25 protein-coding genes are annotated in these 23,867 nt (G+C 68.4%); 7 read left to right on the top strand and 18 right to left on the bottom strand.

Annotation, left to right across the window (positions count from 1 at the left end):
• Positions 1 to 5 precede the first annotated feature (5 nt).
• The 5 genes from O5O54_RS10050 to O5O54_RS10030 all read left to right on the top strand — a co-directional run bounded on the left by O5O54_RS10050 (position 6) and on the right by O5O54_RS10030 (position 5,153).
• On the top strand, positions 6 to 1,442 hold the full coding sequence (locus tag O5O54_RS10050) for a murein hydrolase activator EnvC (protein ID WP_279481233.1): 1,437 nt from the start codon (positions 6 to 8) through the stop codon (positions 1,440 to 1,442).
• Positions 1,432 to 2,778 (top strand): S41 family peptidase, encoded by a 1,347-nt coding sequence (locus O5O54_RS10045; protein WP_279481230.1) that lies wholly within the window; start codon positions 1,432 to 1,434, stop codon positions 2,776 to 2,778. Before O5O54_RS10050 ends, O5O54_RS10045 begins: the two co-directional genes overlap by 11 nt.
• 102 nt (positions 2,779 to 2,880) lie before the next feature.
• Positions 2,881 to 4,053: a divergent polysaccharide deacetylase family protein gene (locus O5O54_RS10040; protein ID WP_279481227.1), complete on the top strand. Its 1,173-nt coding sequence runs from the start codon at positions 2,881 to 2,883 to the stop codon at positions 4,051 to 4,053.
• An 81-nt stretch (positions 4,054 to 4,134) separates the two neighbouring features.
• A complete protein-coding gene (locus tag O5O54_RS10035; protein WP_279481225.1) occupies positions 4,135 to 4,647 on the top strand; it encodes an RNA pyrophosphohydrolase in 513 nt (170 codons plus the stop codon).
• Positions 4,647 to 5,153, top strand: a complete 507-nt coding sequence (locus O5O54_RS10030) for an N-acetyltransferase (RefSeq protein WP_279481223.1) — start codon at positions 4,647 to 4,649, stop codon at positions 5,151 to 5,153. The genes O5O54_RS10035 and O5O54_RS10030 overlap by 1 nt, the downstream gene beginning before the upstream one ends.
• A 70-nt stretch (positions 5,154 to 5,223) precedes the next feature.
• Here O5O54_RS10030 and O5O54_RS10025 read toward each other — a convergent pair whose 3' ends face one another.
• From O5O54_RS10025 to O5O54_RS09985, 9 genes are all read right to left on the bottom strand, one after another.
• Complete coding sequence (locus O5O54_RS10025) at positions 5,224 to 5,628, bottom strand: F0F1 ATP synthase subunit epsilon (protein WP_279481221.1); 405 nt, start codon at positions 5,626 to 5,628, stop codon at positions 5,224 to 5,226.
• Complete coding sequence (locus O5O54_RS10020) at positions 5,621 to 5,854, bottom strand: glutathione S-transferase (RefSeq protein ID WP_279481219.1); 234 nt, start codon at positions 5,852 to 5,854, stop codon at positions 5,621 to 5,623. Before O5O54_RS10020 ends, O5O54_RS10025 begins: the two co-directional genes overlap by 8 nt.
• Complete coding sequence (gene atpD / locus O5O54_RS10015; RefSeq protein WP_279481217.1) at positions 5,854 to 7,305, bottom strand: F0F1 ATP synthase subunit beta; 1,452 nt, start codon at positions 7,303 to 7,305, stop codon at positions 5,854 to 5,856. The genes O5O54_RS10020 and atpD overlap by 1 nt, the downstream gene beginning before the upstream one ends.
• 106 nt (positions 7,306 to 7,411) lie before the next feature.
• A complete protein-coding gene (locus O5O54_RS10010; RefSeq protein WP_279481215.1) occupies positions 7,412 to 8,299 on the bottom strand; it encodes a F0F1 ATP synthase subunit gamma in 888 nt (295 codons plus the stop codon).
• Positions 8,300 to 8,353: 54 nt separating this feature from the next.
• Positions 8,354 to 9,883, bottom strand: coding sequence for a F0F1 ATP synthase subunit alpha (gene atpA, locus O5O54_RS10005; RefSeq protein WP_279481213.1), 1,530 nt, complete (start codon positions 9,881 to 9,883; stop codon positions 8,354 to 8,356).
• Complete coding sequence (locus O5O54_RS10000; RefSeq protein ID WP_279481211.1) at positions 9,883 to 10,443, bottom strand: F0F1 ATP synthase subunit delta; 561 nt, start codon at positions 10,441 to 10,443, stop codon at positions 9,883 to 9,885. The genes atpA and O5O54_RS10000 overlap by 1 nt, the downstream gene beginning before the upstream one ends.
• Positions 10,444 to 10,655: 212 nt before the next feature.
• Positions 10,656 to 11,048 (bottom strand): DUF4345 family protein, encoded by a 393-nt coding sequence (locus tag O5O54_RS09995; protein WP_279481210.1) that lies wholly within the window; start codon positions 11,046 to 11,048, stop codon positions 10,656 to 10,658.
• Between the two features lie 79 nt (positions 11,049 to 11,127).
• On the bottom strand, positions 11,128 to 11,649 hold the full coding sequence (locus O5O54_RS09990) for a hypothetical protein (protein ID WP_279481208.1): 522 nt from the start codon (positions 11,647 to 11,649) through the stop codon (positions 11,128 to 11,130).
• Positions 11,650 to 11,689: 40 nt separating this feature from the next.
• On the bottom strand, positions 11,690 to 13,975 hold the full coding sequence (locus tag O5O54_RS09985) for a primosomal protein N' (protein ID WP_407061684.1): 2,286 nt from the start codon (positions 13,973 to 13,975) through the stop codon (positions 11,690 to 11,692).
• Between the two features lie 171 nt (positions 13,976 to 14,146).
• Between O5O54_RS09985 and fsa the strand changes: the two genes are divergently transcribed.
• A complete protein-coding gene (gene fsa / locus O5O54_RS09980; RefSeq protein ID WP_279481205.1) occupies positions 14,147 to 14,800 on the top strand; it encodes a fructose-6-phosphate aldolase in 654 nt (217 codons plus the stop codon).
• A gap of 103 nt (positions 14,801 to 14,903) precedes the next feature.
• On the opposite strand, the gene dps is transcribed toward fsa, so the two are convergent.
• The 9 genes from dps to O5O54_RS09935 all read right to left on the bottom strand — a co-directional run bounded on the left by dps (position 14,904) and on the right by O5O54_RS09935 (position 22,451).
• Positions 14,904 to 15,407 carry a DNA starvation/stationary phase protection protein Dps gene (dps, locus tag O5O54_RS09975; protein ID WP_279481203.1) on the bottom strand — a complete coding sequence of 168 codons (504 nt, stop codon included), beginning with the start codon at positions 15,405 to 15,407 and terminating at the stop codon, positions 14,904 to 14,906.
• A 95-nt stretch (positions 15,408 to 15,502) separates the two neighbouring features.
• Positions 15,503 to 16,126 (bottom strand): peptide-methionine (S)-S-oxide reductase MsrA, encoded by a 624-nt coding sequence (msrA, locus tag O5O54_RS09970; protein WP_279481201.1) that lies wholly within the window; start codon positions 16,124 to 16,126, stop codon positions 15,503 to 15,505.
• A gap of 70 nt (positions 16,127 to 16,196) precedes the next feature.
• Positions 16,197 to 16,976, bottom strand: coding sequence for a succinate dehydrogenase iron-sulfur subunit (locus tag O5O54_RS09965; protein WP_279481199.1), 780 nt, complete (start codon positions 16,974 to 16,976; stop codon positions 16,197 to 16,199).
• A gap of 144 nt (positions 16,977 to 17,120) precedes the next feature.
• The gene (locus O5O54_RS09960; RefSeq protein ID WP_279481197.1) at positions 17,121 to 18,287 is read right to left on the bottom strand and encodes an App1 family protein; all 1,167 of its coding nucleotides are present in this window, start codon (positions 18,285 to 18,287) and stop codon (positions 17,121 to 17,123) included.
• A gap of 87 nt (positions 18,288 to 18,374) precedes the next feature.
• Positions 18,375 to 19,097, bottom strand: coding sequence for a hypothetical protein (locus tag O5O54_RS09955; RefSeq protein ID WP_279481196.1), 723 nt, complete (start codon positions 19,095 to 19,097; stop codon positions 18,375 to 18,377).
• Between the two features lie 100 nt (positions 19,098 to 19,197).
• Positions 19,198 to 21,033 carry a succinate dehydrogenase flavoprotein subunit gene (gene sdhA, locus O5O54_RS09950; protein WP_279481193.1) on the bottom strand — a complete coding sequence of 612 codons (1,836 nt, stop codon included), beginning with the start codon at positions 21,031 to 21,033 and terminating at the stop codon, positions 19,198 to 19,200.
• Positions 21,034 to 21,035: 2 nt separating this feature from the next.
• Complete coding sequence (gene sdhD / locus O5O54_RS09945) at positions 21,036 to 21,413, bottom strand: succinate dehydrogenase, hydrophobic membrane anchor protein (protein ID WP_279481192.1); 378 nt, start codon at positions 21,411 to 21,413, stop codon at positions 21,036 to 21,038.
• A 14-nt stretch (positions 21,414 to 21,427) separates the two neighbouring features.
• Positions 21,428 to 21,817, bottom strand: a complete 390-nt coding sequence (sdhC, locus tag O5O54_RS09940; protein WP_279481189.1) for a succinate dehydrogenase, cytochrome b556 subunit — start codon at positions 21,815 to 21,817, stop codon at positions 21,428 to 21,430.
• Positions 21,818 to 21,980: 163 nt separating this feature from the next.
• On the bottom strand, positions 21,981 to 22,451 hold the full coding sequence (locus O5O54_RS09935; RefSeq protein ID WP_279481184.1) for a GNAT family N-acetyltransferase: 471 nt from the start codon (positions 22,449 to 22,451) through the stop codon (positions 21,981 to 21,983).
• A 202-nt stretch (positions 22,452 to 22,653) separates the two neighbouring features.
• Between O5O54_RS09935 and O5O54_RS09930 the strand changes: the two genes are divergently transcribed.
• Positions 22,654 to 23,856, top strand: coding sequence for a GGDEF domain-containing protein (locus O5O54_RS09930; protein WP_279481183.1), 1,203 nt, complete (start codon positions 22,654 to 22,656; stop codon positions 23,854 to 23,856).
• Positions 23,857 to 23,867 lie beyond the last annotated feature (11 nt).

Raw genomic sequence — 23,867 nt, 5'->3', positions numbered from 1 at the left:
CGGACATGCGGCGCGGGGCGGCACGGAGCTTGGCGGGGCTGGCGCTCCTCCTCGGGCTGTCCGTCGTCGTTCAGGCCGCGCCGGACGAGCGTCAGGCGCCCGGCGCGGCGCCGCCCAGCGTCGCGGCCCTGACGGCCCGCCAGGCCGGCACGCAGGCCGAGCTCGACCGCATCACCTCCGAGTTGCGCCGCTCCCAGGAATTGACGCGCCGGCTCGACGCCGAGATGACCGCGCTGGCTGCCGACCGCGACCGTATCCGCGAGGCGACGATCGCCGCTGCTGCCGAGCAGAAGCGCATCTCGGTCGAGATCACCGCTTCGGAGGAGCGGCTGTCGTCGCTGCTCGACCAGGAAAAGGGCGTGAAGGCTTCGCTGCGCGAACGTCGGGGCGTCCTGGCCGAGGTTCTGGCCGCCTTGGAGCGCATGGGCCGCGCGCCGCCCCCTGCCCTTCTCGTCAAGCCCGGCGACGCGCTCGGGTCCGTTCGCAGCGCGATCCTTCTCGGCGCGGTGGTGCCGGAGATGCGCGAGCAGACCGAGCGCCTCGTCTCCGACCTCACCCATCTCGCCACCATCCGCGAAGCGCAGGAAGGCGAGCGCGCGCGCCTCGCGGAGGCTGAAGCGAAGGGCGAGGAAGAGGCCGCGCGCCTCGACCGCCTCATGGCCGAGAAGCAGAAGCTCGAAGCCGAGGGGCGCGGGCGGATCGGCGAGGAGAACCGCCGCGCAGCCGAACTCGCGGCCCAAGCGACGACGCTGCAGGACCTCATCGCTTCGCTCGAGACAGAGTCCGCACGCGCACGGGAGGAAGAGGACGAGCGGCGGCGCATCGCCGCAGCGGCCGAAGCCGAGCGCCAGCGTCTGGCCGCCGAGGCGGCCAAGGCGGCGCCCGAGGGCACGGAAGGCCGCATGGCCGCCACGCCGGACGCCGAGAAACCGGCCCCCGCCTACGACATCGCGGCGCTGCGCAAGGAAATGACGAAACTGGAGCCGACCGCCCCATTTTCGACATTGAAGAAGAGCCTCGTACGTCCCGTGTCCGGCCGGCTCGTGCGCGGGTACGCGGACAAGGACGACCTCGGGCGGCCCTCGTCCGGGATCGTTCTGGCGGCGCGGGCCGGCGATCTCGTGACGGCGCCGGCGGAGGGCCACATCCTCTATGCAGGACCGTTTCGCTCCTATGGGCAACTCTTGATCCTGAATGCGGGCGGTGGCTATCATATCGTGTTGGCCGGCATGAGCCGGATCGACGTTGCGGTCGGACAGTTCGTCCTCGCGGGAGAGCCCCTGGCGGCGATGGGGGCGCTTCGGATCGCAAGCGCGGCGGAAGCGGACGTGTCGAATGCCGAACCCTCGCTCTATGTGGAATTTCGCAAGGACGGGAAACCGGTCGATCCGAACCCTTGGTGGGCGGATGGATCATCTGGAAGGACGAGGAATGATACGTAAGCTCTCCATTCTCTTCGCGGGAGCGCTTCTGGGTGCCACCGCGATGACCGCCTTTGTCGGCCCGCATGCGGGCGTCGCCAATGCCGCGGGGTCGGACACCTATCGCCAGCTCGCCATCTTCGGCGACGTGTTCGAGCGCGTGCGCGCGCAGTATGTCGACGTGCCGGACGATCAGAAGCTGATCGAGACCGCCATCAACGGCATGCTGACCTCCCTCGATCCGCATTCGAGCTACATGAACGCCAAGGAAACGGCGGACATGCGCACGGAAACGCGCGGCGAGTTCGGCGGCCTCGGCATCGAGGTCACGATGGAGAACGAGCTGGTCAAGGTCATCTCGCCCTTCGACGGCACCCCGGCCGACAAGGCGGGCGTCCTGGCGGGCGACCTGATCGCCGAGATCAACGGCGAGCAGGTGCGCGGGCTCAACCTTGCCCAGGCCGTCGAGAAGATGAAGGGTGAGATCGGCACCTCCGTCGACCTGACCATCATCCGCGAGGGTGCGACCCAGCCGGTGCGCCTGACGATCGAGCGCGCCGAAATCAAGGTTCCGTCCGTCCGCCATACGGTCGAGAACGACGTCGGCTACATCAAGCTCCTGCGCTTCAACGAGCAGACGACGTCCGGCATGGAAGAGGCGATCGCCGACATCAAGTCGAAGATCCCGGCCGACAAGCTCAAGGGCTACGTGCTCGACCTGCGTCGCAACCCCGGCGGCCTGCTCGACGAGGCGGTCAGCGTCTCCGACGCCTTCCTGCAGAACGGCGAGATCGTGTCCACCCGCGGCCGCAACGCCGAGGAGACACGCCGCTACAACGCCCGCTCGGGCGACGACATCGACGGCAAGCCGCTGGTCGTGCTCGTCAACGGCGGCTCGGCTTCGGCCTCCGAGATCGTCGCCGGCGCCCTGCAGGACCAGAAGCGCGCGACGGTCGTCGGCTCGCGCTCCTTCGGCAAGGGCTCCGTGCAGACCATCATCCCGCTCGGCGCCAACGGCGCGCTGCGCCTGACGACGGCCCTCTACTACACCCCGTCCGGCTCCTCCATCCAGGGCCGCGGCATCCGCCCCGACATCGAGGTCGAGCAGCCGCTGCCCGACGAGATCAAGGCGCAGATGGGCCTCAAGGCCGACGAGGACGTCAAGATGGGCGAGTCCTCGCTGCGCGGCCACATTCAGGGCGCCGAGGAAGGCGAGGAGGGCTCCGGCTCGCTCGACTACGTACCGCCCGAGGCCAAGGACGACCTGCAGCTGCAGTACGCCTACGACCTCCTGCGCGGCGTGAAGACCAACGCGGCCTTCCCGCCGAAGCAGGACACCGCGTCCGCCGCCAACTGAGCGGAGCGATTTCACCATCGAGAGGCCCCGGTGCCATGCGCCGGGGTCTTTTTTGTCGGGCGGGCAAAGCTCCGGTCCAGTCTTGCGTCCTATGAAGGATGCATGCGTGAAGAGCTCTACCGCCCGCTCGGCCAGACCCTCGACCCCGTTGGCAAACCGCGCCGCCGATCGCGCGCGCGCTGGCTCGGCGCGGCCTGCGCGCTCGCTCTGGTGGCCGGCGGCTCGGCCTACACCGCCTTCACCCAGCCCGGCTTCGCGCCGGCGCCCGTCTCGCCGACCGTCGTCGCCGAGCGCGTGGCCGAAGCGATGGACCCACCGGCCGCGCCGCAGCCCAATGTCCTGCGCATGGAAGAGGGCGGCGGCTTCACCATCACCGACGAGGAGGGCCAGCGCCCGCTCGTGGACGACGCCAATCTCATGACCGGCTCGATCCGCGTCCTGGAGCCGGGTTCGCTGCGCCAGCCCGCCGCCTTCGCCCACATGCCCGAGCAGTCACTTCTGGAATCCACCGACTTCGGCCCCCTGCCCGTGCGCGGCGCCGACGGGCGCCGTCCGCTCGACGTCTATGCCGGCAACTGGTCCGGCACCGGCGGAACGCGCGTCGCCATCGTGGTCGGCGGCATCGGCGTCAGCCAGAGCGGCTCGCAGCGCGCCGTCGAGGAACTGCCGGCCGCCGTGACGCTCGCCTTCGCCGCCGAGGGCAACAGCCTCGACCGCTGGATGCAGGCGGGGCGGCGCAACGGCCACGAGCTGCTGCTCCAGGCGCCGATGGAGCCCTTCGGCTATCCCAACGTCTCGGCCGGGCCTCACACGCTGAAGGTCGCAGACGCCGCGGCCGGTCGCCTCGACGATCTCCACTGGTCCCTCGGACGTCTGACCAACTATGTCGGCGTCATGAATTACATGGGCGCGCGGCTCAACGCCGATCCGGCGGCCCTCCAGCCTTTCCTGGGCGAGCTCTCGAAGCGCGGCCTCCTCTATCTCGACGATGGCTCCTCCCCGCGATCCGGCGCGCGCGACGTCGCCGTGGCGAACGGCACGCCCTTCGCCGCCGCCGACCTCGTGATCGACGCCGAGCGCGAGCCGCAGGCGATCGGACGACAGCTCGACGTGCTCGAGCGCATCGCCCGCGCCAAGGGCACCGCGATCGGCACCGCCAGCGCCTTCGACGTCTCGATCGACGTGATCGGACGCTGGGCGGCGGAGGCGGCCGGTCGCGGCATCGAGATCGTCCCGATCTCCGCCCTCGCCTTCGACCCCGAAGCGCGGAGCTGAGGCAGGCTCTCCCGCCGCCGCCGGACGACGTTCCTTCGCGCCTGCGGATGCGTTAGCCTTGGGAAAGCCCATGGAGCGCGCATGACGACCTCGCCCGATTCGCTTCCCTACCGCCCCTGCGTCGGCATCCTCGTGCTGAACGGCGAGGGCAAGGTCTTCGTCGGCCGCCGCATCGCCGAGCCGCAGGGCGAGATGGACGGGGCGTCGAAGCTCTGGCAGATGCCGCAGGGCGGCATCGACGAGGGCGAGGACCCGCTCACCGCCGCCAAGCGCGAGCTCTACGAGGAGACCGGCATCCGCAGCGTCGTGCCGCTCGGCATGACCGACGGCTGGATCCGCTACGAGCTGCCGCCCGAACTCGTCGGTATCGCGCTCAAGGGTCGCTTCCGCGGCCAGATGCAGAAGTGGTTCGCCTTCCGCTTCGAGGGGGACGAAAGCGAAATCCAGATCGACCCGCCACCGGGCGACCACGCCGCCGAGTTCAGCGAGTGGGCCTGGAAGTCGATGGACGAGGTGCTCGACCTCGTCGTCCCCTTCAAGCGCGAGGTCTACGACGCGGTGATCGCCCAGTTCCGCCATCTGGAAGCCGCCTGATGGCGGGCGGCGACATCGTCATCCGCGAGATGGTCCCGAGCGAGCTCGTGTTCGTCGAGACCGTCCACGCCTCGGCTTTCGGGCGCGACGAGGAAGCTCGGCTGCCCAATGCCATCGTCTCGGCGGGACACGACGTCATCTCCGTCGTGGCGGTCGACGGGGAGTATTTCGTCGCCCACGCCCTCTTCACGGCGCTGGCCGGCATCGACCGCGCGCTCGCCCTCGGGCCGGTCGCGGTGGTGCCCGAGCGGCAGGGCCAGGGCATCGGCATGCGCCTCGTCGAGACCGGCGTCGAGCTGGCTCGGAACCGCGGCTGGCGCTCGATCTTCGTTCTCGGCGATCCCGGCTTCTACGGGCGACTCGGCTTCCGGGCCGAGCTTGCCACGGGCGCGGTCGTCCCCTGGGCCGGACCGAACTTCCAGGCCATGGAACTGGTGCCGGGCGCCCTCGAAGGCTGGTCGGGCGTTCTCGTCTATCCCGCCGCCTTCGAACAGACCGACCATTGATCGCAAAGCGGCCCGAAAAAAAGGCCCGGACGGAGAACCGTCCGGGCCTTTGTCGTTAAAGCGCGCCGGTTTAGAGGCCGAGAGCTTCCTTGGCATTGCGCAGGTCGGCGAGGCGGCGCTCGGCGCGCGAGCGAACGGCGGCGTCCGTCGCGTCGGCGAGGTCCTCTTCCGTGTTGCGGATCTGCTGGTCGAGATCGGCCACGTTGATCTCCTCGACAGGCATCGCATGCTCGGCGAGAAGCGTGAAGCCCTGGGGATTGATGTCGGCAAAGCCGCCCTGGACGAAGATCCGGCGCTCTCCGCCGCCCGCCAGCGTTGCATGGACCACGCCCGGCTTCAGCGTCGTCATGAACGGCGCGTGGCCCGGCATCGCCGTGAAGTAGCCCTCGCTGCCCGGGGCGACGACGGCCGACACCTGCTCGGACAGGAGCAGACGCTCCGGAGACACCAGTTCGAACTTGAAGCTCTCAGCCACGATCCGCCTGCCTTGCTTGGCTCCCCAAATGGAGCTCGGCTTGAAGCGCGGTCTCGAAATGCCGGACCGCGATCTCGAATTTGTCGCGGCAGCCGGGATTGCAGAACCCGACCACCCGTTCGCGATAGAGGGTCAACGCGTCGTCCGAGATCGGCTTGCCCGACCAGGGACAGGTCGTGTTGACCGCGTCCTCCACCTTCAAGGTTTCGGACGCGTCCATCGTCATCAGGCCTGCGCGGCCATCTTCTGGGCCTTCTCGATCGCCATGTCGATCGAGCCGACCATGTAGAAGGCAGCTTCCGGCAGGTGGTCGTACTCGCCCTCGACGAGGCCCTTGAACGAGCGGATCGTGTCTTCCAGCGGGACGAGCTGGCCGGGCGAACCGGTGAACACCTCGGCCACGAAGAACGGCTGGCTGAGGAAGCGCTCGACCTTGCGGGCGCGGGCGACGGTCAGCTTGTCCTCTTCGGACAGCTCGTCCATGCCCAGGATCGCGATGATGTCCTGTAGCGACTTGTACTTCTGCAGGATCTGCTGGACGCGGTTCGCCACGTCGTAGTGCTCCTCGCCGACGATCAGCGGCGAGAGCATGCGGGAAGTGGAGTCAAGCGGATCGACGGCCGGGTAGATGCCCTTCTCCGAGATCGCGCGGTTGAGAACCGTACGCGCATCGAGGTGGGCGAACGAGGTCGCCGGGGCCGGGTCGGTCAGATCGTCGGCGGGCACGTAGATGGCCTGCACCGAGGTGATCGAGCCCTTGGTGGTCGTGGTGATGCGCTCCTGCATGGCGCCCATGTCGGTCGCCAGCGTCGGCTGGTAGCCCACCGCCGAGGGGATACGGCCGAGAAGCGCCGACACCTCGGCGCCCGCCTGCGTGAAGCGGAAGATGTTGTCGACGAAGAAGAGCACGTCCTGGCCCTGGTCGCGGAAGTTCTCCGCGATGGTGAGACCGGTCAGCGCGACGCGAGCGCGCGCGCCCGGGGGCTCGTTCATCTGGCCGTAGACGAGGGCCGCCTTGGAGCCCGCGGTCGAACCGCCGTTCTCGTGCGGGTCCTTGTTCACGCCGGACTCGATCATCTCGTGGTAGAGATCGTTGCCCTCGCGGGTGCGCTCGCCGACGCCGGCGAACACGGAGTAGCCGCCGTGCGCCTTCGCGACGTTGTTGATGAGTTCCTGGATCAGCACCGTCTTGCCGACGCCCGCACCGCCGAACAGGCCGACCTTGCCGCCGCGCGCATAGGGGGCGAGGAGGTCGATGACCTTGATGCCGGTCACGAGGATCTGCGACTCGGGGTTCTGCTCGACATACGGAGGAGCCGGCTGGTGGATGCCGCGCTTCGACTCGTACTGGATCGGGCCGACCTCGTCGATCGGCTCGCCGATGACGTTCATGATGCGGCCGAGCGTGCCGTCGCCGACTGGAACCTGGATCGGGGTGCCGGTGTCGGTCACCGCCTGACCGCGCACGAGACCCTCGGTCAAGTCCATCGCGATGGTGCGGACCGTGTTCTCGCCGAGGTGCTGGGCGACCTCGAGCACGAGCCGGTTGCCGTTGTTGTCGGTCTCCAGCGCGTTGAGGATCTCGGGCAGATGGTCGTCGAACTGCACGTCGACGACGGCGCCGATGACCTGCGAGACCCGGCCGCGGCGGCCGTTCATATCCAGTGTGTCAGCCATGCGAGTGTCCTCTCGAAAGTGTCCGGCGCGTCCGGCGGCCCCGCCTCTCCGCGCCCATCATGTCGTCCTACGGCGCGCCGCCCTGTGGCGGCGCAGCCGGTAATCCTCAGAGCGCCTCGGCGCCCGCAATGATCTCGATCAGCTCCGTCGTGATCTGCGCCTGGCGCTGACGGTTGTAGGAGATCGAAAGCTTGTTGATCATGTCGCCGGCGTTGCGCGTGGCGTTGTCCATCGCGCTCATCCGGGCGCCCTGCTCCGACGCGCCGTTCTCGAGCAGCGCGCGGAAGAGCTGCACCTTGATGTTGCGCGGGATGAGATCGGCGAGGATCTCCTCCGGACCGGGCTCATATTCGTAGAGCGCGGTCGCGCCGCCGGCTTCGGTTGTCGCCTGGTCGACCTTGGGCACCTCGGCGGGGATGATCCGCTGCGCGGTCGGGACCTGGGTGATGACGTTGACGAAGGCGGAGTAGAACACCGTCGCGACGTCGAACTGGCCGGCCTCGAACAGTTCCATGATCTTGTCGGCGACCGCTTCGGCGGCCGAGAAGCCGATCGTGCGCGCGCCGCCGTGGTCGAGACGGGCGACGATCCGGTCGCCGAAGTCCCGGCGCATCAGGTCCGTGCCCTTCTTGCCGACCGAGATGATCTTCACGGTCTTGCCGGCGCCTTCGAGGCGGCGGATGTGCTCGCGGACCAGACGGACGATCTGCGAGTTGAAGCCGCCGCACAGGCCGCGGTCGGAGGTGAAGACGACGAGCAGGTGCACGTCGTCCTTACCGGTGCCGACCATCAGAGGCAGGCCCTCGCCGTCCTCCATGGCGCCCGCGATATTGGCCAGAACCGATGCCATGCGCTCGGAATAGGGGCGAGCCGCCTCGGCCGCATCCTGGGCGCGGCGGAGCTTGGCCGCCGCGACCATCTGCATGGCCTTGGTGATCTTCTGCGTCGCCTTGACCGAGGCGATGCGGTTTCGCAGATCCTTGAGCGAAGCCATCTGTCGGGTCAGTCTCCTGGGCGGCCGTGGCCGTTAGTGCGAGCGGCTGGGGCTTTACGCGAAGGACTTCGAGAACTGCTCGAGCACCGCCTTGAGCTTGGCGCGCGTGTCGTCCGACAGCGCCTTCTCGGTGGCGATCGTGTCCAGCACGGCCTTGTGCTCGGTGCGCAGCGAGGTGAGGAGACCCTCCTCGAAGCGGCCGACGTCCGAGACCTTGAGCTTGTCGAGATAGCCCTGCGTTCCCGCGAAGATCACAGCGACCTGCTCTTCCGTCTTCAGCGGCGAGAACTGCGGCTGCTTCAGGAGCTCGGTCAGGCGGGCGCCGCGGTTGAGGAGGCGCTGCGTCGAAGCGTCGAGGTCGGAGCCGAACTGCGCGAAGGCCGCCATCTCGCGGTACTGCGCGAGCTCGCCCTTGATCGAGCCGGCGACCTGCTTCATCGCCTTGACCTGGGCGGCCGAGCCGACGCGCGACACCGAGAGACCGACGTTCACGGCCGGACGGATGCCCTGGTAGAACAGGTTGGTCTCGAGGAAGATCTGGCCGTCGGTGATGGAGATCACGTTGGTCGGGATATAGGCCGACACGTCGTTGGCCTGCGTCTCGATGACGGGGAGAGCGGTCAGCGAACCGGCGCCCATCTCGTCGTTGAGCTTGGCCGCGCGCTCAAGAAGGCGCGAGTGCAGGTAGAACACGTCGCCCGGATAGGCCTCGCGGCCCGGCGGACGACGCAGCAGCAGCGACATCTGGCGGTAGGACACGGCCTGCTTGGACAGGTCGTCATAGGCGATCACGGCATGCATGCCGTTGTCGCGGAAATACTCGCCCATCGCGCAGCCGGCGAAGGGCGCGATGTACTGGAGCGGGGCCGGATCGGAAGCGGTCGCGGCGACCACGATCGAATAGGCCATCGCGCCGCGCTCTTCGAGCGTGCGGACGAACTGCGCGACGGTCGAGCGCTTCTGGCCGATCGCCACGTAGATGCAGTAGAGCTTGTCCTTCTCGGCCCCAGCGTCGTGCGCCGGCTTCTGGTTGAGGAAGGTGTCGAGCAGGATGGCGGTCTTGCCGGTCTGGCGATCGCCGATGACGAGCTCGCGCTGGCCGCGACCGACCGGGATCAGGGCGTCGATGGCCTTGAGGCCAGTCGACATCGGCTCGTGCACCGACTTGCGCGGGATGATGCCGGGCGCCTTGACGTCGACGCGGCGGCGCTCGGTGGACTCGATCGGGCCCTTGCCGTCGATTGGGTTGCCGAGACCGTCGACCACGCGGCCGAGGAGGCCCTTGCCGACCGGGACGTCCACGATCGCGCCGGTGCGGCGGACGGTGTCGCCTTCCTTGATGTCGCGGTCGGAGCCGAAGATCACGATACCGACATTGTCGGACTCGAGGTTCAGCGCCATGCCGCGCACGCCGCCGGGGAACTCGACCATTTCGCCGGCCTGGCACTGGTCGAGGCCGTAGACGCGCGCGATGCCGTCGCCGACGGAAAGAACCGTACCGACTTCGGAGACTTCCGCCTCGTTGCCGAAGTTCTTGATCTGGTTCTTGAGGATTGCGGAAATTTCCGCGGCCCGGATGTCCATCAGCCGACCTCTTTCAGCGCAAGCTTAAGGGATGAGAGTTTGGTGCGAAGCGAGGTGTCGATCTGGCGCGAGCCGATGCGGACCACGAGGCCGCCAAGGATCGCAGGGTCGACGCTCTCGCGCATGGTAACGGTCTTCGACGTGTAGCGGCCGAGCGCGTCGCGCAGTTCGCGCCGCTGCTCGTCGTTCAGCGCATGGGCGCTGATCACTTCCGCATCCACCTCGCCGCGATGGGCGGCGGCCATCTGTCGGAAGCCGCGCACGATGGCGCGCAGCGCGAAGAGGCGGCGGTTGGCCGCGACGACCTTCAGGAAATTGCCGACGAGCGGGCTCGGCTTCGTCTCGGCGACCACCGCGGTGATGGCGCGGAGCTGGTCGTCCGACGTGAAGGCCGGGCTTTCCACGAGGCGCCGGAAGTCGGCGCTCTCGTCGATCAGCGACTGGTACTCACGAAGCTCGGACTCCGTCGCGTCGATCGAACCTTCGTCGCGAGCAAGCTCGAAGAGGGACTGGGCGTAGCGTTCGGCGACCCCGGAAACCGGAGAGGAGGATTGTGCCACGGACGATCGCTTCTCTTCTAATCTGGGTTCCCGCACCCGCCCGATCAGGTCGCGAAGGCTCGTGGGAACTGGTCAAAAAAAGGTCGCGAACGCCGGGAACCTGTCCCCGGCCTGACCGCGATGAGGGGTCGTCTAGCACAGGGTTTCCCGCTCCACAACAGAGCTTGGGCGCCCAAAACGCGGGTTCACAGCATGGTTTACGGCCGGGTCGCTCAAGCCGCGACGAGACCGAAAACCGGTGCCAGACAGGCGCCCGCAAGAACGAGGTTGACCAGCAGCCAGAGCCAGTTGCCAAAGCTCGACGCATCGTCCGACAGGATGGAGACGAGGCGGCCGAAGGCCACGATGAGCCACCCGGCGCCGAGCGCCATCTGGGTGAAGGGCTGGATGAAGAAGAACAGCGTGACGAGCCCGACGCCCAGCGGAAAGCCCGCCAGAGAGCCCCGGATTTCCGAAAGGCCCACGCGCCGCTCGCCTACCGGCTGGAGCTTGGCCATGCGCAGGAAGGTGCCCGGCGCGAAGAGCGCGAACAGGCCGTAGAGGATGCTGAAGGCCGCGGCCGCGAAGGGCAGCGCCTCGGCCGTCGTGGTGGGAAGCTCGATCATGTCGCATGGCTCGCGGCGTCGGATGGCAGGTCGCGCGTGGGCTTAGCCGAAATCGGCCATAGCGGCAAAGCCGGACGGCTTAGCCGATGCAGTTTCCTTCCACTGCGATCTCCGTGCGCCCGCCGCCGCGAATCAGCGTCATCGTGCCTTCCAGCTCGGTCGCCTCGGCCGTGTGGCCCGTCTCGCGAACCGTCATGTTGACGTTGACGCGCGGCTCGCCGGCCGAGCGCCAGACGGTGACGTTGGCCTGCGCCCCGTCGGCGCCGGAGCGCACCTTCTCCAGCTCGCGCAGCACGCCGTCCACCATCACGTAGCCGCGCTCCACCGGGTTCTCGGCCTTGGTCTCTCGCATCACGAGAAAGGCGAAGCGCCAGGTCCCGGGGTCGTCGAAGCGGAAGGCGGCCTTGGCTTCGGGCGTGAAGTAGGTGCATCGCGAGGGGGCGGGATACCAGAAGATCGCATCCTGCCCGGCAGGCGGCCCGGCCATGGGCGCCGGCTCCTGCGCTGCGGCTGAGCCGGCGACGAGAAGCATCAGCGTGGCAGCGCCCAGCCGTCCGATCCCCATGTGCCCTTCCCCCGCGCCTTGGAACGTTTCTGCCATGACAGGATCGCCCCACGAATGACAAGGGCGAAAGGCCTGCTCAGAGAAAGCTTTGCGGGTCGATGTCGATCTGCACGTGCACCGAACCGCGCGGCCGGGGCGCCTGCGCGATCATGGCGCGCAGGAAGGCCTGGAGCGGCGCGCGCCGCCCGCCCTGCGCGAGAAGGCGGAAGCGATGGCGACCGCGCACGAGGGCAAGCGGTGCCTCGGCAGGCCCCAGCACCTCGATGCCCATGTCTTCGGGCGCCGCGCGCGCCAGTTCGCGCCCGTGCGCCTCCGCGTCGCGCCGCGTGTCGGCCGAGACGATGATCGCGGCGAGGCGCCCGAAGGGCGGAAGGCCCGCCCGCTCGCGCTCGTCCGCCTCGCGGTCGTAGAAGCGGTCGGGATCGGCGGCCACCAGCGCCTGCATCACCGGGTGCTCCGGGCTCCAGGTCTGGATCATGCCGCGGCTGGCGAGGCCCGAGCGCCCCGCGCGGCCCGTCACCTGGTGCAGGAGCTGGAACGTGCGCTCGGCCGCCCGCGGGTCGCCGTTCGAGAGGCCGAGATCGGCGTCCACCGCGCCGACCAGCGTCATCATCGGGAAATGGTGCCCCTTGGCGACGAGCTGCGTGCCGATCACGATGTCGGCCTCGCCGTCCGCCACCGCGTCCAGTTCCCGCCGCAGCCGCCGCGCCCCGCCCGGCAGGTCGGAGGAAAGGAGGATGGTGCGCGCGTCGGGAAAGGTCTCCAGCATCTCCTCGGCGATGCGCTCGACGCCCGGGCCGCAGGCGACGAGATGGTCGAGCGTGCCGCAGGCGGGGCAGCTTTCCGGCCGGTGCTGCGCGTGGCCGCAATGGTGGCACTGGAGGGTGCCCCGCAATCGGTGGTCCACCAGCCAGGCAGAGCATTGCGAGCACTGGAAGCGGTGACCGCAGGCGCGGCACAGCGTCAGCGGCGCATAGCCCCGCCGGTTGAGGAAGAGGAGGGCCTGCTCGCCGCGCGCGACGGTTTCCTCGATGGCAGTGAGAAGGACTGGCGAGAGGAACCGCCCGCGCGCCGGCGGATGGCGGCGCAGGTCCACCAGCGACAGGTCGGGCAGCGCGGCGTCGGCGAAGCGGCTGCCGAGCGGCACATGGGCGTAACGCCCGGCTCGCGCGTTGACGCGGCTTTCCAGCGAGGGCGTCGCGGACGCGAGGATCACCGGGAAGCCCCCTTCCCGCCCCCGCACCACGGCCATGTCGCGGGCGTGGTAGAAGGTGCGGTCTTCCTGCTTGTAGGCGGGGTCGTGCTCCTCGTCGACGATCACGAGGCCGAGGCTACGGAACGGCAGGAACAGCGCCGAACGGGCACCGGCCACCACCTTGACACGCCCCTCCGCCACCTGGCGCCAGACCTTTTCGCGCATGCGGGGCGCCACGTCCGAATGCCACTGGGCGGGCTCGGCGCCGAATCGGGCGTGGAAGCGGTCGATGAAGCTCTGCGTCAGCGCGATCTCGGGCAGGAGGATCAGCACCTGGTCGCCCTTCTCCAGGGCACGCGCGACAGCCTCGAAATAGACCTCCGTCTTGCCCGATCCGGTCACGCCTTCCAGGAGGCTGACCGAGAACCCGCCGGCCTCAACCGGTGCGATCAGACGATCGGCGGCGGCCTGCTGGCCCGGCGTCAGCTCGGCGCGGCCGTGGGCCGTGTCGGGCTCGGGGACGGCGGGCTGCGGCGGCAGCGACACCGGCTCCAGCGCCCCAGCTTTCAGAAGTCCGTCCACCACCGAGACGGCGACACCGGACGCGTTGGCAAGGCCCGAGCGCGTCCATTCGGGCGACTGCGCCAAGACGTCCAGCACGCGCTGGCGCGTCGGCGTCATGCGCGGCGGCAGCACGCCGGTCGCCCGCAAACCCTCGACATGGGGCTCGGGATCGAAGGCGACGGGCGCCCGGAGCACCATGCGCGCCACGAGACCCGGCGGCGAGAGCGTATAGTCCGCCACCCAGTCCACAAAGCGGCGCATCGTTGCGTCCAGCGGCGGGCAGTCGAAGACGTGGGTGATGGCCTTCAGCTTCTTCGGATCCACCGCGTCGGTCGGCTGATCCCAGACGACGCCCGCGACCTGGCGCGGCCCCAGCGGCACCTGGACGATGGAGCCCGGCACGACCGTCATGCCAGCAGGCACGCGGTAGGAATAGGGCCGCTCGGCGGGCAGCGGCACCAGGACGGGCACGACCTTCGGCCCGCCGGGCAGGGCGTCCGGCGCGAACAGGAGGTCGGTGAGCGGGGTCAGTGTCTGGTCCAAGCGTCGGCCGTCGGGATCGCAAAAAGCAAAGCGCTCGCAACCGGGCGCCTCGCCCCCCATATCGTCCTTCGTACTGTTCGATGAAAGGGCTTTGCCGAAGGCCGGACGGGGCCGATTCCCGCTTGCTTCCGGAACGGGCTCCTATACACCACCACACATCAGGATCGACGGCGACGCCGTCGGCCCCATGGGAGGGGCTGGCCGAGCGCCGGTGAACGAAGGACGATTTCCATGAAATTTTTCGTCGATACGGCCGACATTGCCGAGATCAGGGAGCTTCAGGACGCCGGCCTGATCGACGGCGTGACGACCAACCCGTCGCTGGTCCTCAAGGCCAACCGGCCGCTCAAGGAGCTCCTGAAGGAGATCTGCGACGTGACCGACGGCCCGGTCTCGGGCGAGGTCGCCTCGACCGACTTCGACGGCATGATGCGCGAGGGCAAGATCATCGCCGGCATCGCGCCCAACATCGTGGTCAAGCTGCCGCTGACGCTGGACGGCCTCAAGGCCTGCAAGCACTTCACCGAGGACGGCATCAAGACCAACGTCACGCTGTGCTTCTCGGCCAATCAGGCGCTGCTCGCGGCGAAAGCCGGCGCGACCTACATCTCGCCCTTCGTCGGTCGCCTCGACGACATGAACATCGACGGCATGGAGCTGATCTCCGACATCCGCCGCATCTACGACAACTACGGCTTCGAGACCGAGATCCTCGCCGCCTCGATCCGCACGCCCAACCACGTGCGCGAGGCCGCGCTGCTGGGGGCCGACGTCGCGACCGTGCCGCCGGCGACGCTGAAGTCGCTGGTCAAGCATCCGCTCACCGACAACGGCCTGAAGGCCTTCGTCGCCGACTGGGCGAAGACCGGCCAGACCATCGAATAAGCTCCGCCGAACGGTGGACGACAAAAAAGGGCGGCTTGCGAAAAGCCGCCCTTTTTCGTGCGCGCCGTCCTGGGAGGAGGATGAGCCGACGCGCCGGGAACCGTCAGGCGCGCTGGAAGTGGCTCTCGAGGAAATAGAGCGACTTGTCGACGCCACGTGCGACCTCCGTGAAGAGATCCGCCGTCAGGTCGTCGCCCGCGTCGTCCGATTCCTTGACCGCTTCCTTCAGCGCGCCGCCCCACTTGGCGTAGGAGTCGGCCAGACGCTTGAGGTGGTCCATGGAATCGACGAGATCCAGCGGATAGGGGTCGAGCACCGTCGCCTCCGAGGCGGCGTGCACCGTGCCGCGCGCCTGACCGCCGAGAGCCGTCAGGCGCTCCGCGATCGTGTCGACATAGCCCTCGGCCTGTTCGTGCAGCTGGTCGAACAGGAGGTGCGTGCCGTAGAAATTGTGACCCTTGACGTTCCAGTGCGCCTGCTTGGCCTGGTAGCTGAGGTCGATGGACGAGGCCAGATGGACCTGGAGCAGCTCGATCATGGAGCGGCGGAGGTTCTCGTTCTGGGTGTTCTTGGTCGGATGGATCGGGGTCTTGCCCTGCTTGGCCATCGAAAAGCTCCTGAAACCGCAAACAAAAGCCGGCGCGTTGCCTACCGCGCCGGTCGCTTCGGTTCCATTACGCTCAAGGGACGCTTCGGTTCCCCTCAGCCGAGCTTGCCGGTCATTTCGGCCTGCGCCTTGTCGCCCCAGACGGCCTTCACAGCCGCATCGCGGCCGCAGCCGATGCGGTAGCGCTTGTAGTGGCCGGGGTTTTTCTGCGCGTAGTCCTGGTGGTAGTCCTCAGCCGGGTAGAATTGCGCGGCCGGCAGCACGGCGGTGGCGACCGTCCGTCCCAGTTCCTTCTGCACGGCGGACTTGCTCGCGTCCGCCGCCTTGCGTTGCGCGTCGTTCATCGCGAACACCGCCGTCCGGTAGGAATCGCCCCGGTCGCAGAACTGGCCGCCCGCGTCCGTCGGGTCGATCGAATGCCAGTAGGCCTGAAGAAGCTGATCGTAGGAGATCTTGGCCGGGTCGTAGGTGACCTTGACAGCCTCGTAGTGACCCGTCGTCTCGGTGATGACGTCCTGATAGGTCGGGTTCTTGAGATGACCGCCGGTGTAGCCGGAAATGGTCTCTGTCACCCCGGGCACGCGGTCGAGATCGGTCTCCATGGACCAGAAGCAGCCACCCGCGAGAATCGCCTCGTCGGCCTGGGCGGCGAGCGGCGTGAGGGCTGCGAAAAGGCCGAGCGCGAGGACGCCCGGCCGCAGAAAGGAAGAACGCGTCATGGAAAAGCTCCGCGAAGGGTCGGCGCCCGAGATACGGCGCGCCGAACCCGGCGGATGCAAGGCCCCGTCGTCAGACGCGGCGTTCCACCATCATTTTCTTGATCTCGGCGATGGCCTTGGCCGGGTTGAGACCCTTGGGGCAGGCCTGCGTGCAGTTCATGATCGTGTGGCAGCGATACAGGCGGAACGGGTCCTCGAGCTGGTCGAGACGCTCGCCGGTCGCCTCGTCGCGCGAGTCGATCAGCCAGCGATAGGCCTGGAGCAGCACGGCAGGGCCGAGATAGCGGTCGCCGTTCCACCAGTAGCTCGGGCACGAGGTCTGGCAGCAGAAGCAGAGAATGCACTCGTAGAGCCCGTCCAGCTTCTCGCGGTCGGAATGGCTCTGCCGCCACTCCTTCTCGGGCTCGGGCGTCTCTGTCTTCAGCCAGGGCTCGATCGAGCGGAGCTGCGCGTAAGGCACGGTGAGGTCGGGGACGAGGTCCTTGATCACCGGCATGTGCGGCAGCGGATAGACCTTCACCGCGCCCTTCACCTCGTCCATGCCCTTGGTGCACGCGAGCGTGTTGGAGCCGTCGATGTTCATCGCGCAGGAGCCGCAGATGCCTTCGCGGCAGGAGCGGCGCAGCGTCAGGGTCGCGTCGACCTTGTTCTTGATCCAGAGCAGGGCGTCGAGGACCATCGGGCCGCAGTCGTCGGTGTCGACGTAGAACGTGTCGACCCGCGGGTTCTGGCCGTCGTCCGGCGACCAGCGATAGATGCCGAACTCGCGCACGTTCTTGGCGCCGGCCGGCTTCGGCCAGACCTTGCCCTTCTGCACGACGGAATTCTTGGGAAGCGAAAGCTCGACCATGGCCGGGTCCTGAACAGGGATGCGCGTCTTTAGAATGGGGCTAAACACGAATGCGCGGGCAGTGCAACACGCCAAGGTGTCGCCCCGCGGGTTAAACCGTTTGTATGTTCGCGAGCCCTTCCGAAGGCTGAACCGGACGCCTGCTCACGGCTGCACGATCACCGGAAACGGCCCGAAGCGCTCGGGCTTGCCGGCCTCCTCGGCGATCTCGGCCAACACGGCCGCGTGCGTGCCCGGAGCGACCAGCCCGGCGCCCTCCGCATGGGCGGCGGCCGCCTCCAGCGTGCGGCCGAGCGTCGTCGGCACCCCGGCCGCCTCGATGCGGCGCAGCTCGCGCTCCACCTCGTCGGACACCGTTCCCTTCGGCCGCACGTCGTGGATATGGACGGCGAGGACACGGCCGGGATGGCGCTCGACCGCAGCCGCATAGACCGTCGCGTCCTTCTGGCCGCTGTCGCCGATCAGCACGAAGCGCAGATCGGGATAGTCCGCCATCAAGTCGTCGATCGCCCGGTCCTTGTGGTTCCGGTGGCGGCGCAGCAGCCAGCCGAGCGCGTCGCTCGACAGGGAGCGCAGGAGCATCGGGCCGGCGGGGATGTTCTTGAGCGCCATGAAGCGCTCGAAGATGTCCGAGAGGTTCCAGGGGCTGGACGACACGTAGAAGACAGGGTTGGTCTCCGGCCCCGCCGCCCCGTCGCATAGCGCCCGATAGAACTCGGAGACGCCGGGAAAGGCCGTGCGGGCTTCGGGCGAATTGGCGGTCACGATGCGCCAGTGCCGCAGCAGCTTGAAGGCGCCGGTGTGGATGATCGTGTCGTCGATGTCGGAGATCACGCCGAACCGCGCTTGCGACGAGACGACGCGCGCCCGGCCCTCGGCATCCACCGGCGCGAAATCGTAGCCGCGCGCGGTCTGGAGCGTGAAGCGCAGAGGCGTCCAGGGCGCGGCCCCCTCCTCCAGGCGCGAGGCGTCGAGCGCGATCTCGAAGTAGCCCTCGCTATCGCTGTGGACCTCGCCCGCCCCCACCGGCCCGGAATAGGAGACGCGCGCGCCGCCGATCTCGTCCGTTTCGTAGCGCTTGAAGGTCAGCCAGAGATTGCGCAGCGACGAGTTGGAATGCGCGGCGTCGAAGACGCCTTCGTCCTCCAGCACCCGGCCGAGGATCGTGAGCCGTCCCCGTGCCACGCGGCCGGGATAGACGACCAGCGTCGGCCGGTCGGTCAGGCCGACGGCTCGCTTCACGTTGAAGCGCAGGACGCGGCTGCGGCGGAGGAAAGAGCGGCCGAAACCGCGCAGCGTGTCCGAGATCATGCCTTTGGCGATAGCAAAGCTTCAAGCCGTCGGAAAGCGGACAGGCCGGTACCCGGCTCGTCGAGGCTGGCGGAATTGGAACCCGGCTCACCAATCCTCCGGTTCGGCATCCGAGATCGGTCCGACCAGGAAGAAGGCGCGCTCCACGGTTGCGAGATTGCCGCAGAAGGTGGCGCTGGGATTTTCGCCATCGGACGAGAAGCCGTCGAGGAACAGGACGCCGCCCTCGCGCCGGGGGACGATGGGGACCCGCTCCTCGTCCTCCGGCGCGAACGCGACGACGGTGCCGCCGGGCTCGCTGACCTGATCGATCTCGCACGTCCATCGGCCCGTGAAGGGCTCGGAGACCCCGCCGACCAGACGATACCGGCCGCCCTCGCGCGGGCGCAGCTCCACCTCGCCCCAGGCATTGCCCCAGGTTCCGACGAGCCCATCCTGCCGAGTCTTCACGCGCTTCAGGAACTCGGCCCGCTGAAGCATCCAGCCGAGCAGCCATTCCTTCGGATCGCCGTCGACACTCTCGTCGACCCAGTCGCGCGCGGTGAGAAAGGCGCCCTGATCGGTCCGCAGCGCATCGCGGGCGGCTCCGCGGGGAAAGCCCTTCATCAACCGGTCAAAGCGTTCGGCGATCTGCCGATCGATGCGAGCCAGAACGGGATCGGCGCAGATCGCCTCTTCCGCCCAGGCCGAGGCCTTGCGGCAGTCGAAGGACGGCTTGGCGCGGGGCGCGGCGGTGGCAGCCGCGGCGGGCACGATGCTCGCGGACAGAAGGGCGACAATGGCGGCGGTCAGGGCGTGGTGGATAGACATGAAAAGGGCCGGATCGGAAGGGTTGCGATGCCCCCTTCTGATCCGGCCCGGTTTCGTCGCGATGTCGCTTGGCTACCGGTGTCGTTTCACCGGCGCCTCGTCAGTAGACGCGCTTCTTCGGCTGGATGTACTCGATCTCGTTCGACATCGTGTAGGTGTGGACCGGGCGGTCCTCCAGCGTCACGGTCTTGGCGACCGTGTCGCAGAAGCTCAGCGTGTGCTTCATCCAGTTGGCGTCGTCGCGCTCGGGGAAGTCTTCGCGGGCATGGGCGCCGCGTGACTCCTGGCGGGCCAGCGCGGAGTCCATCGTGACGACGGCCTGGGCGATCAGGTTGTCGTATTCCAGCGTCTCGATCAGGTCCGTGTTCCAGATCAGCGAGCGGTCGGTGACGCGCACGTCGTCCGACGCCTGCCAGACCTGGTGGATCTTCTCGTGGCCTTCCTCGAGAATCTCGCCCGTGCGGAACACGGCGCAGTTGGACTGCATCGTGCGCTGCATGTTGTCGCGAAGCTCGGCGGTTGCCGTCGAGCCCTTGGCGTAGCGGAAGCGGTCGAGGCGGGCGAGCGAGTTGTCGCCGGCGTTCGCCGGGAGCGGCGCGTGGCTCTCGCCGGCCGAGACGGTATCGGCGCAGCGCAGGCCGGCCGCGCGGCCGAACACCACGAGGTCGATCAGCGAGTTGGAGCCGAGGCGGTTGGCGCCGTGCACCGACACGCAGGCCGCCTCGCCGACGGCCATCAGCCCGGGCACCACCGAATCCGGGTTGCCGTCGCGCTTGGTCAGCACCTCGCCGTGGTAGTTCGTGGGGATGCCGCCCATGTTGTAGTGGACGGTCGGCAGGACCGGGATCGGCTCCTTGGTCACGTCGACGCCCGCGAAGATGCGCGCCGATTCCGAGATGCCCGGCAGGCGCTCGTGCAGGATCTTCGGGTCGAGATGGTCGAGGTGAAGGAAGATGTGGTCCTTGTTCTTGCCGACGCCCCGGCCGTCGCGGATCTCCATGGTCATGGAGCGCGAGACGACGTCGCGCGAGGCCAGGTCCTTGGCGCTTGGCGCGTAGCGCTCCATGAAGCGCTCGCCCTCGGAGTTGGTCAGGTAGCCGCCCTCGCCGCGCGCGCCTTCGGTGATCAGGCAGCCCGCCCCGTAGATGCCGGTCGGGTGGAACTGCACGAACTCCATGTCCTGCAGCGGCAGGCCGGCGCGCAGCACCATGGCGTTGCCGTCGCCCGTGCAGGTATGGGCAGAGGTGGCCGAGAAGTAGGCCCGACCGTAGCCGCCCGTCGCCAGGATCACCTTCTTGGAGCGGAAGCGGTGAATCGAGCCATCGTCCATGTTGAGGGCGACGACGCCGCGGCAGGCGCCCTCCTCGTCCATGATCAGGTCGATCGCGAAATACTCGATGAAGAACTCCGAGGAGTAGCGGAGCGACTGGCCGTAGAGCGTGTGCAGGATGGCGTGGCCGGTACGGTCGGCGGCGGCGCAGGTGCGCTGGGCCGGCGGGCCGTTGCCGAAGTCGGTGGTCATGCCCCCGAACGGACGCTGGTAGATCTTGCCGTCGGTCGTGCGCGAGAAGGGCACGCCGAAATGCTCGAGCTCGTAGACGGCCTTGGGCGCCTCGCGCACAAGATACTCGATCGCGTCCTGGTCGCCCAGCCAGTCCGACCCCTTCACGGTGTCGTACATGTGCCAGCGCCAGTTGTCCTCGCCCATGTTGCCGAGCGAGGCGGCGACGCCCCCTTGCGCGGCGACGGTGTGCGAGCGGGTCGGGAAGACCTTGGTGATGCAGGCGGTCTTGAGGCCGGCCTGCGCCGCGCCGAGCGTGGCGCGAAGGCCCGCGCCGCCGGCGCCCACCACCACGACGTCGAACGTGTGGTCGATGAACGTGTAGGCCTTGCCGTTCTGGGCAGGTGCGCTGCGATGGGGCTGGGCAGTCGCCATGGTCAGGCTCCGAAGCTCATCTTGACGATCGCGAAGAGGCTCGCCGAGGCGACGAGCACCGCGAAGAAGGTGTTGAGGATCACGAGGGCCACCCGCGCGCCGCCGTGCACGTAGTCCTCGATGATCGTCTGCATGCCGAGCCGCATGTGGACACAGACCGAGATCACCACAAGGCCCATGACGAGGCCGACCAGCGGGTTGGCGAAGGCGGCGCGCACGCCCTCGAAGGGTTCGTCGTGCAGCGCGATCAGGAGGACGACGAAGAAGGAGATCAGGAAGAGGTTGGCGACGGCGGTCAGCCGCTGCATCCAGAAATGACCGGTGCCTTCGCCCGCCGCGCCGTAGCCGCGCACCCGCTTCAGGGGAGTTCTCATATCCATGACGAAATCCTTCCTCAGACGATCACGACGACCAGCCACAGGAGCACGGTGCCCACGAGCGAGGCGACCAGCGTGGCGATGGCGAGCTTGGTGGATTCCTCGCGGCCGAGGCCGGCGCCCGTGTCCCAGACCAGATGGCGGATGCCGCCCGCCATGTGGTGCAGGAGCGCCCAGCTGTAGCCGAACAGGATCAGCCGCCCGATGATGGAGCCGAAGAAGGCGGAGGCGTAGGAGAAGGCCTCCGGGCCGCTGGCGGCGGCGATCAGCCACCAGACCACCAGCGCCGTGCCCACGTAGAGTGCGCCGCCCGTGATGCGGTGGAGGATCGACATGGCCATGGTCGGCCGGAACCGGTAGACCGTGAGATGCGGCGACAGGGGCCGGGCGGATTTGATGTCGGACAAGGATCACTCCGTCACGCGATCGCGGCTGGCAGGAGCGCGCGGATGCGAGGCTCCGAACGCGGCTGGACTGCTTCTAAAGAACCTGTGCGGCTGCGAAATCAAGCGCCGATCGGGCGCTTTCGCTTCCAAACCGATTGAATGTCGTCTTGTCGCAGACGATGGCCTACCGATCGAGGAAGCGCAGCACGTAGCTCGACCAGTCGGCCGGCTCGGCGACCTTCTCGTAGAGATGGCGCCCCGAGCCGCCGTGGCGCGGCGCATGCAGCACGAGGCGCGACCAGCCGCGCGAATCGGCCTCCTCGGCCAGAAGGTCGACCATCGCCTTGGCGATGCCCTTGCGCCGGTGCCGCTGGTCCACGAACACGTGGTCGGCGAGCCCGGCGCGCATGCCCGTCCAGAGATCGGGCAGGTCGTAGAACTGGAGGAAGCCGACGAGCTCGCCGTCGAGCCGGGCGCCCAGGATCTCGCCGGTCCGGTCCTGGAGAAGCTGCTCGGCATAGAACGTGTCGGGCGCGCCAGGCGCGCCGCGGAACATGGCCTGATTGTAGGCCGCCAGGAGGGGCGCGAGCTCGCGCGCGTCCTTCAGGCGCAGGAGGCCGATCTCGATATCGGGGACGCGTTCGCTGAGGCTCATGCCGTTGATTTGCGGCGGAAGCGGACGGGCGTCAAGTCGCGGCCCGTCGCCACGGGTTTGCGCGCCCCTCGTTCGACGTCGTATGCTTGCCCGCTTGGCTGAGCCCGGATAGAAACCAAGGACAGCATACAGCTTACACGCATGGAATCGCCGGGAACGAGACAGCGTTCTCACGGTCACTCTGGGGAGCGGGACTCGATCGATGCGTGCCGACATCCTTGCCTGGTCGGTCCCTGTCCTGTTCGCCGCCTTCGGCTTCTGCTTCCTCCTCCTGTCGCGACTTCATCGCAGCCTCCTCTGGTGGAGCGCCGGTTTTCTCGTCGCCGCCGTCGGCTTCGCGATCACTGTCCTGCCCACCGCGCCCGGCAGCGTGGTGAAGCCGGCCGGCGAGGACACGCTGTTCCTGATCGCGCTTGCCCTCGCCAACGCCGCCTTCGCCGCCCGCGCCGGGCGCAGGCCGCGGTGGTGGCTTCTGGTTGCGATCGCGGCGCTCGGCAGCGCCGGAGCCGCGGGCGGCCTCCTGCTCTTCGACGGATCGGTCCTGCACGAAGTCATGGCGGTGCAGACCGCCTGCGCCGGGCTGATGCTCCTTTCGGCCGTCGAGATGCGACACGACGAGGGCCGGCTGAAACCACTCCTCCTCGGCCTCTGCCTGCTCGTCGCGATCAGCCTCGGCTTCCAGAACGCGCTGCTGCTTGCCGCGCCGCCCGAGGATCTCACCGTCTCCAACTGGCGCGAAACGGCCTGGGGCTTCGTGTTCCAGCTCAACGGCGCGGCGACGGGGGTACTAATCGCGACGGCGGTGATCCTCACCACGACCTTCGACGTCATCGCGCGGCTTCGCGAGGACGCGGCCGTGGACGCCCTGACCGGCGCCCTCAACCGGCGCGGGCTGGAGCAGGCGGTGGACGCCATGCGGCGGAGCGCGGGTCCAGGCAGGCCGCTGGCGCTGATCCTGTCCGACCTCGACCATTTCAAGTCGATCAACGACAGCTTCGGCCACGAGGCGGGCGATGCGGTCCTGTGCGGCTTCGCCGCCCTGTGCGCGGGCCTTGCCGGCCGCGGCGGCTGCGTCGCGCGCATCGGCGGCGAGGAGTTCGCGATCGTCCTCGCGGATGCGGACCTCGTCGCGGCGCGGCGTCTGGCGGAACGGCTGCGCCTTGCCGTGGCAGAGGTGCGTTGGCCGGGTCAACTCACAGATCTGCGGCTGACCTCGAGCTTCGGCGTGGTGGAAATGGGCGAGGGCGAGCCGCCCTTCGAGGCGGTCACGCGCGCCGACGCCCTCCTCTATCAGGCGAAATCCGAAGGGCGCGACGCCATCGTCGTCGCCGCGCCGGTGGCTGCCTCAGTGGTCGCGCCGACCGTCCTGGCCCTGCCCCAGCGGATCAGGATGCTGACCCGCTGAGGCCGAGCCGG

Origin of the sequence: Aureimonas sp. SK2 (assembly GCF_029813115.1) — a bacterium.
Taxonomy (GTDB): domain Bacteria; phylum Pseudomonadota; class Alphaproteobacteria; order Rhizobiales; family Rhizobiaceae; genus Aureimonas.
This window is presented reverse-complemented; position numbering and strand designations above follow the sequence as displayed.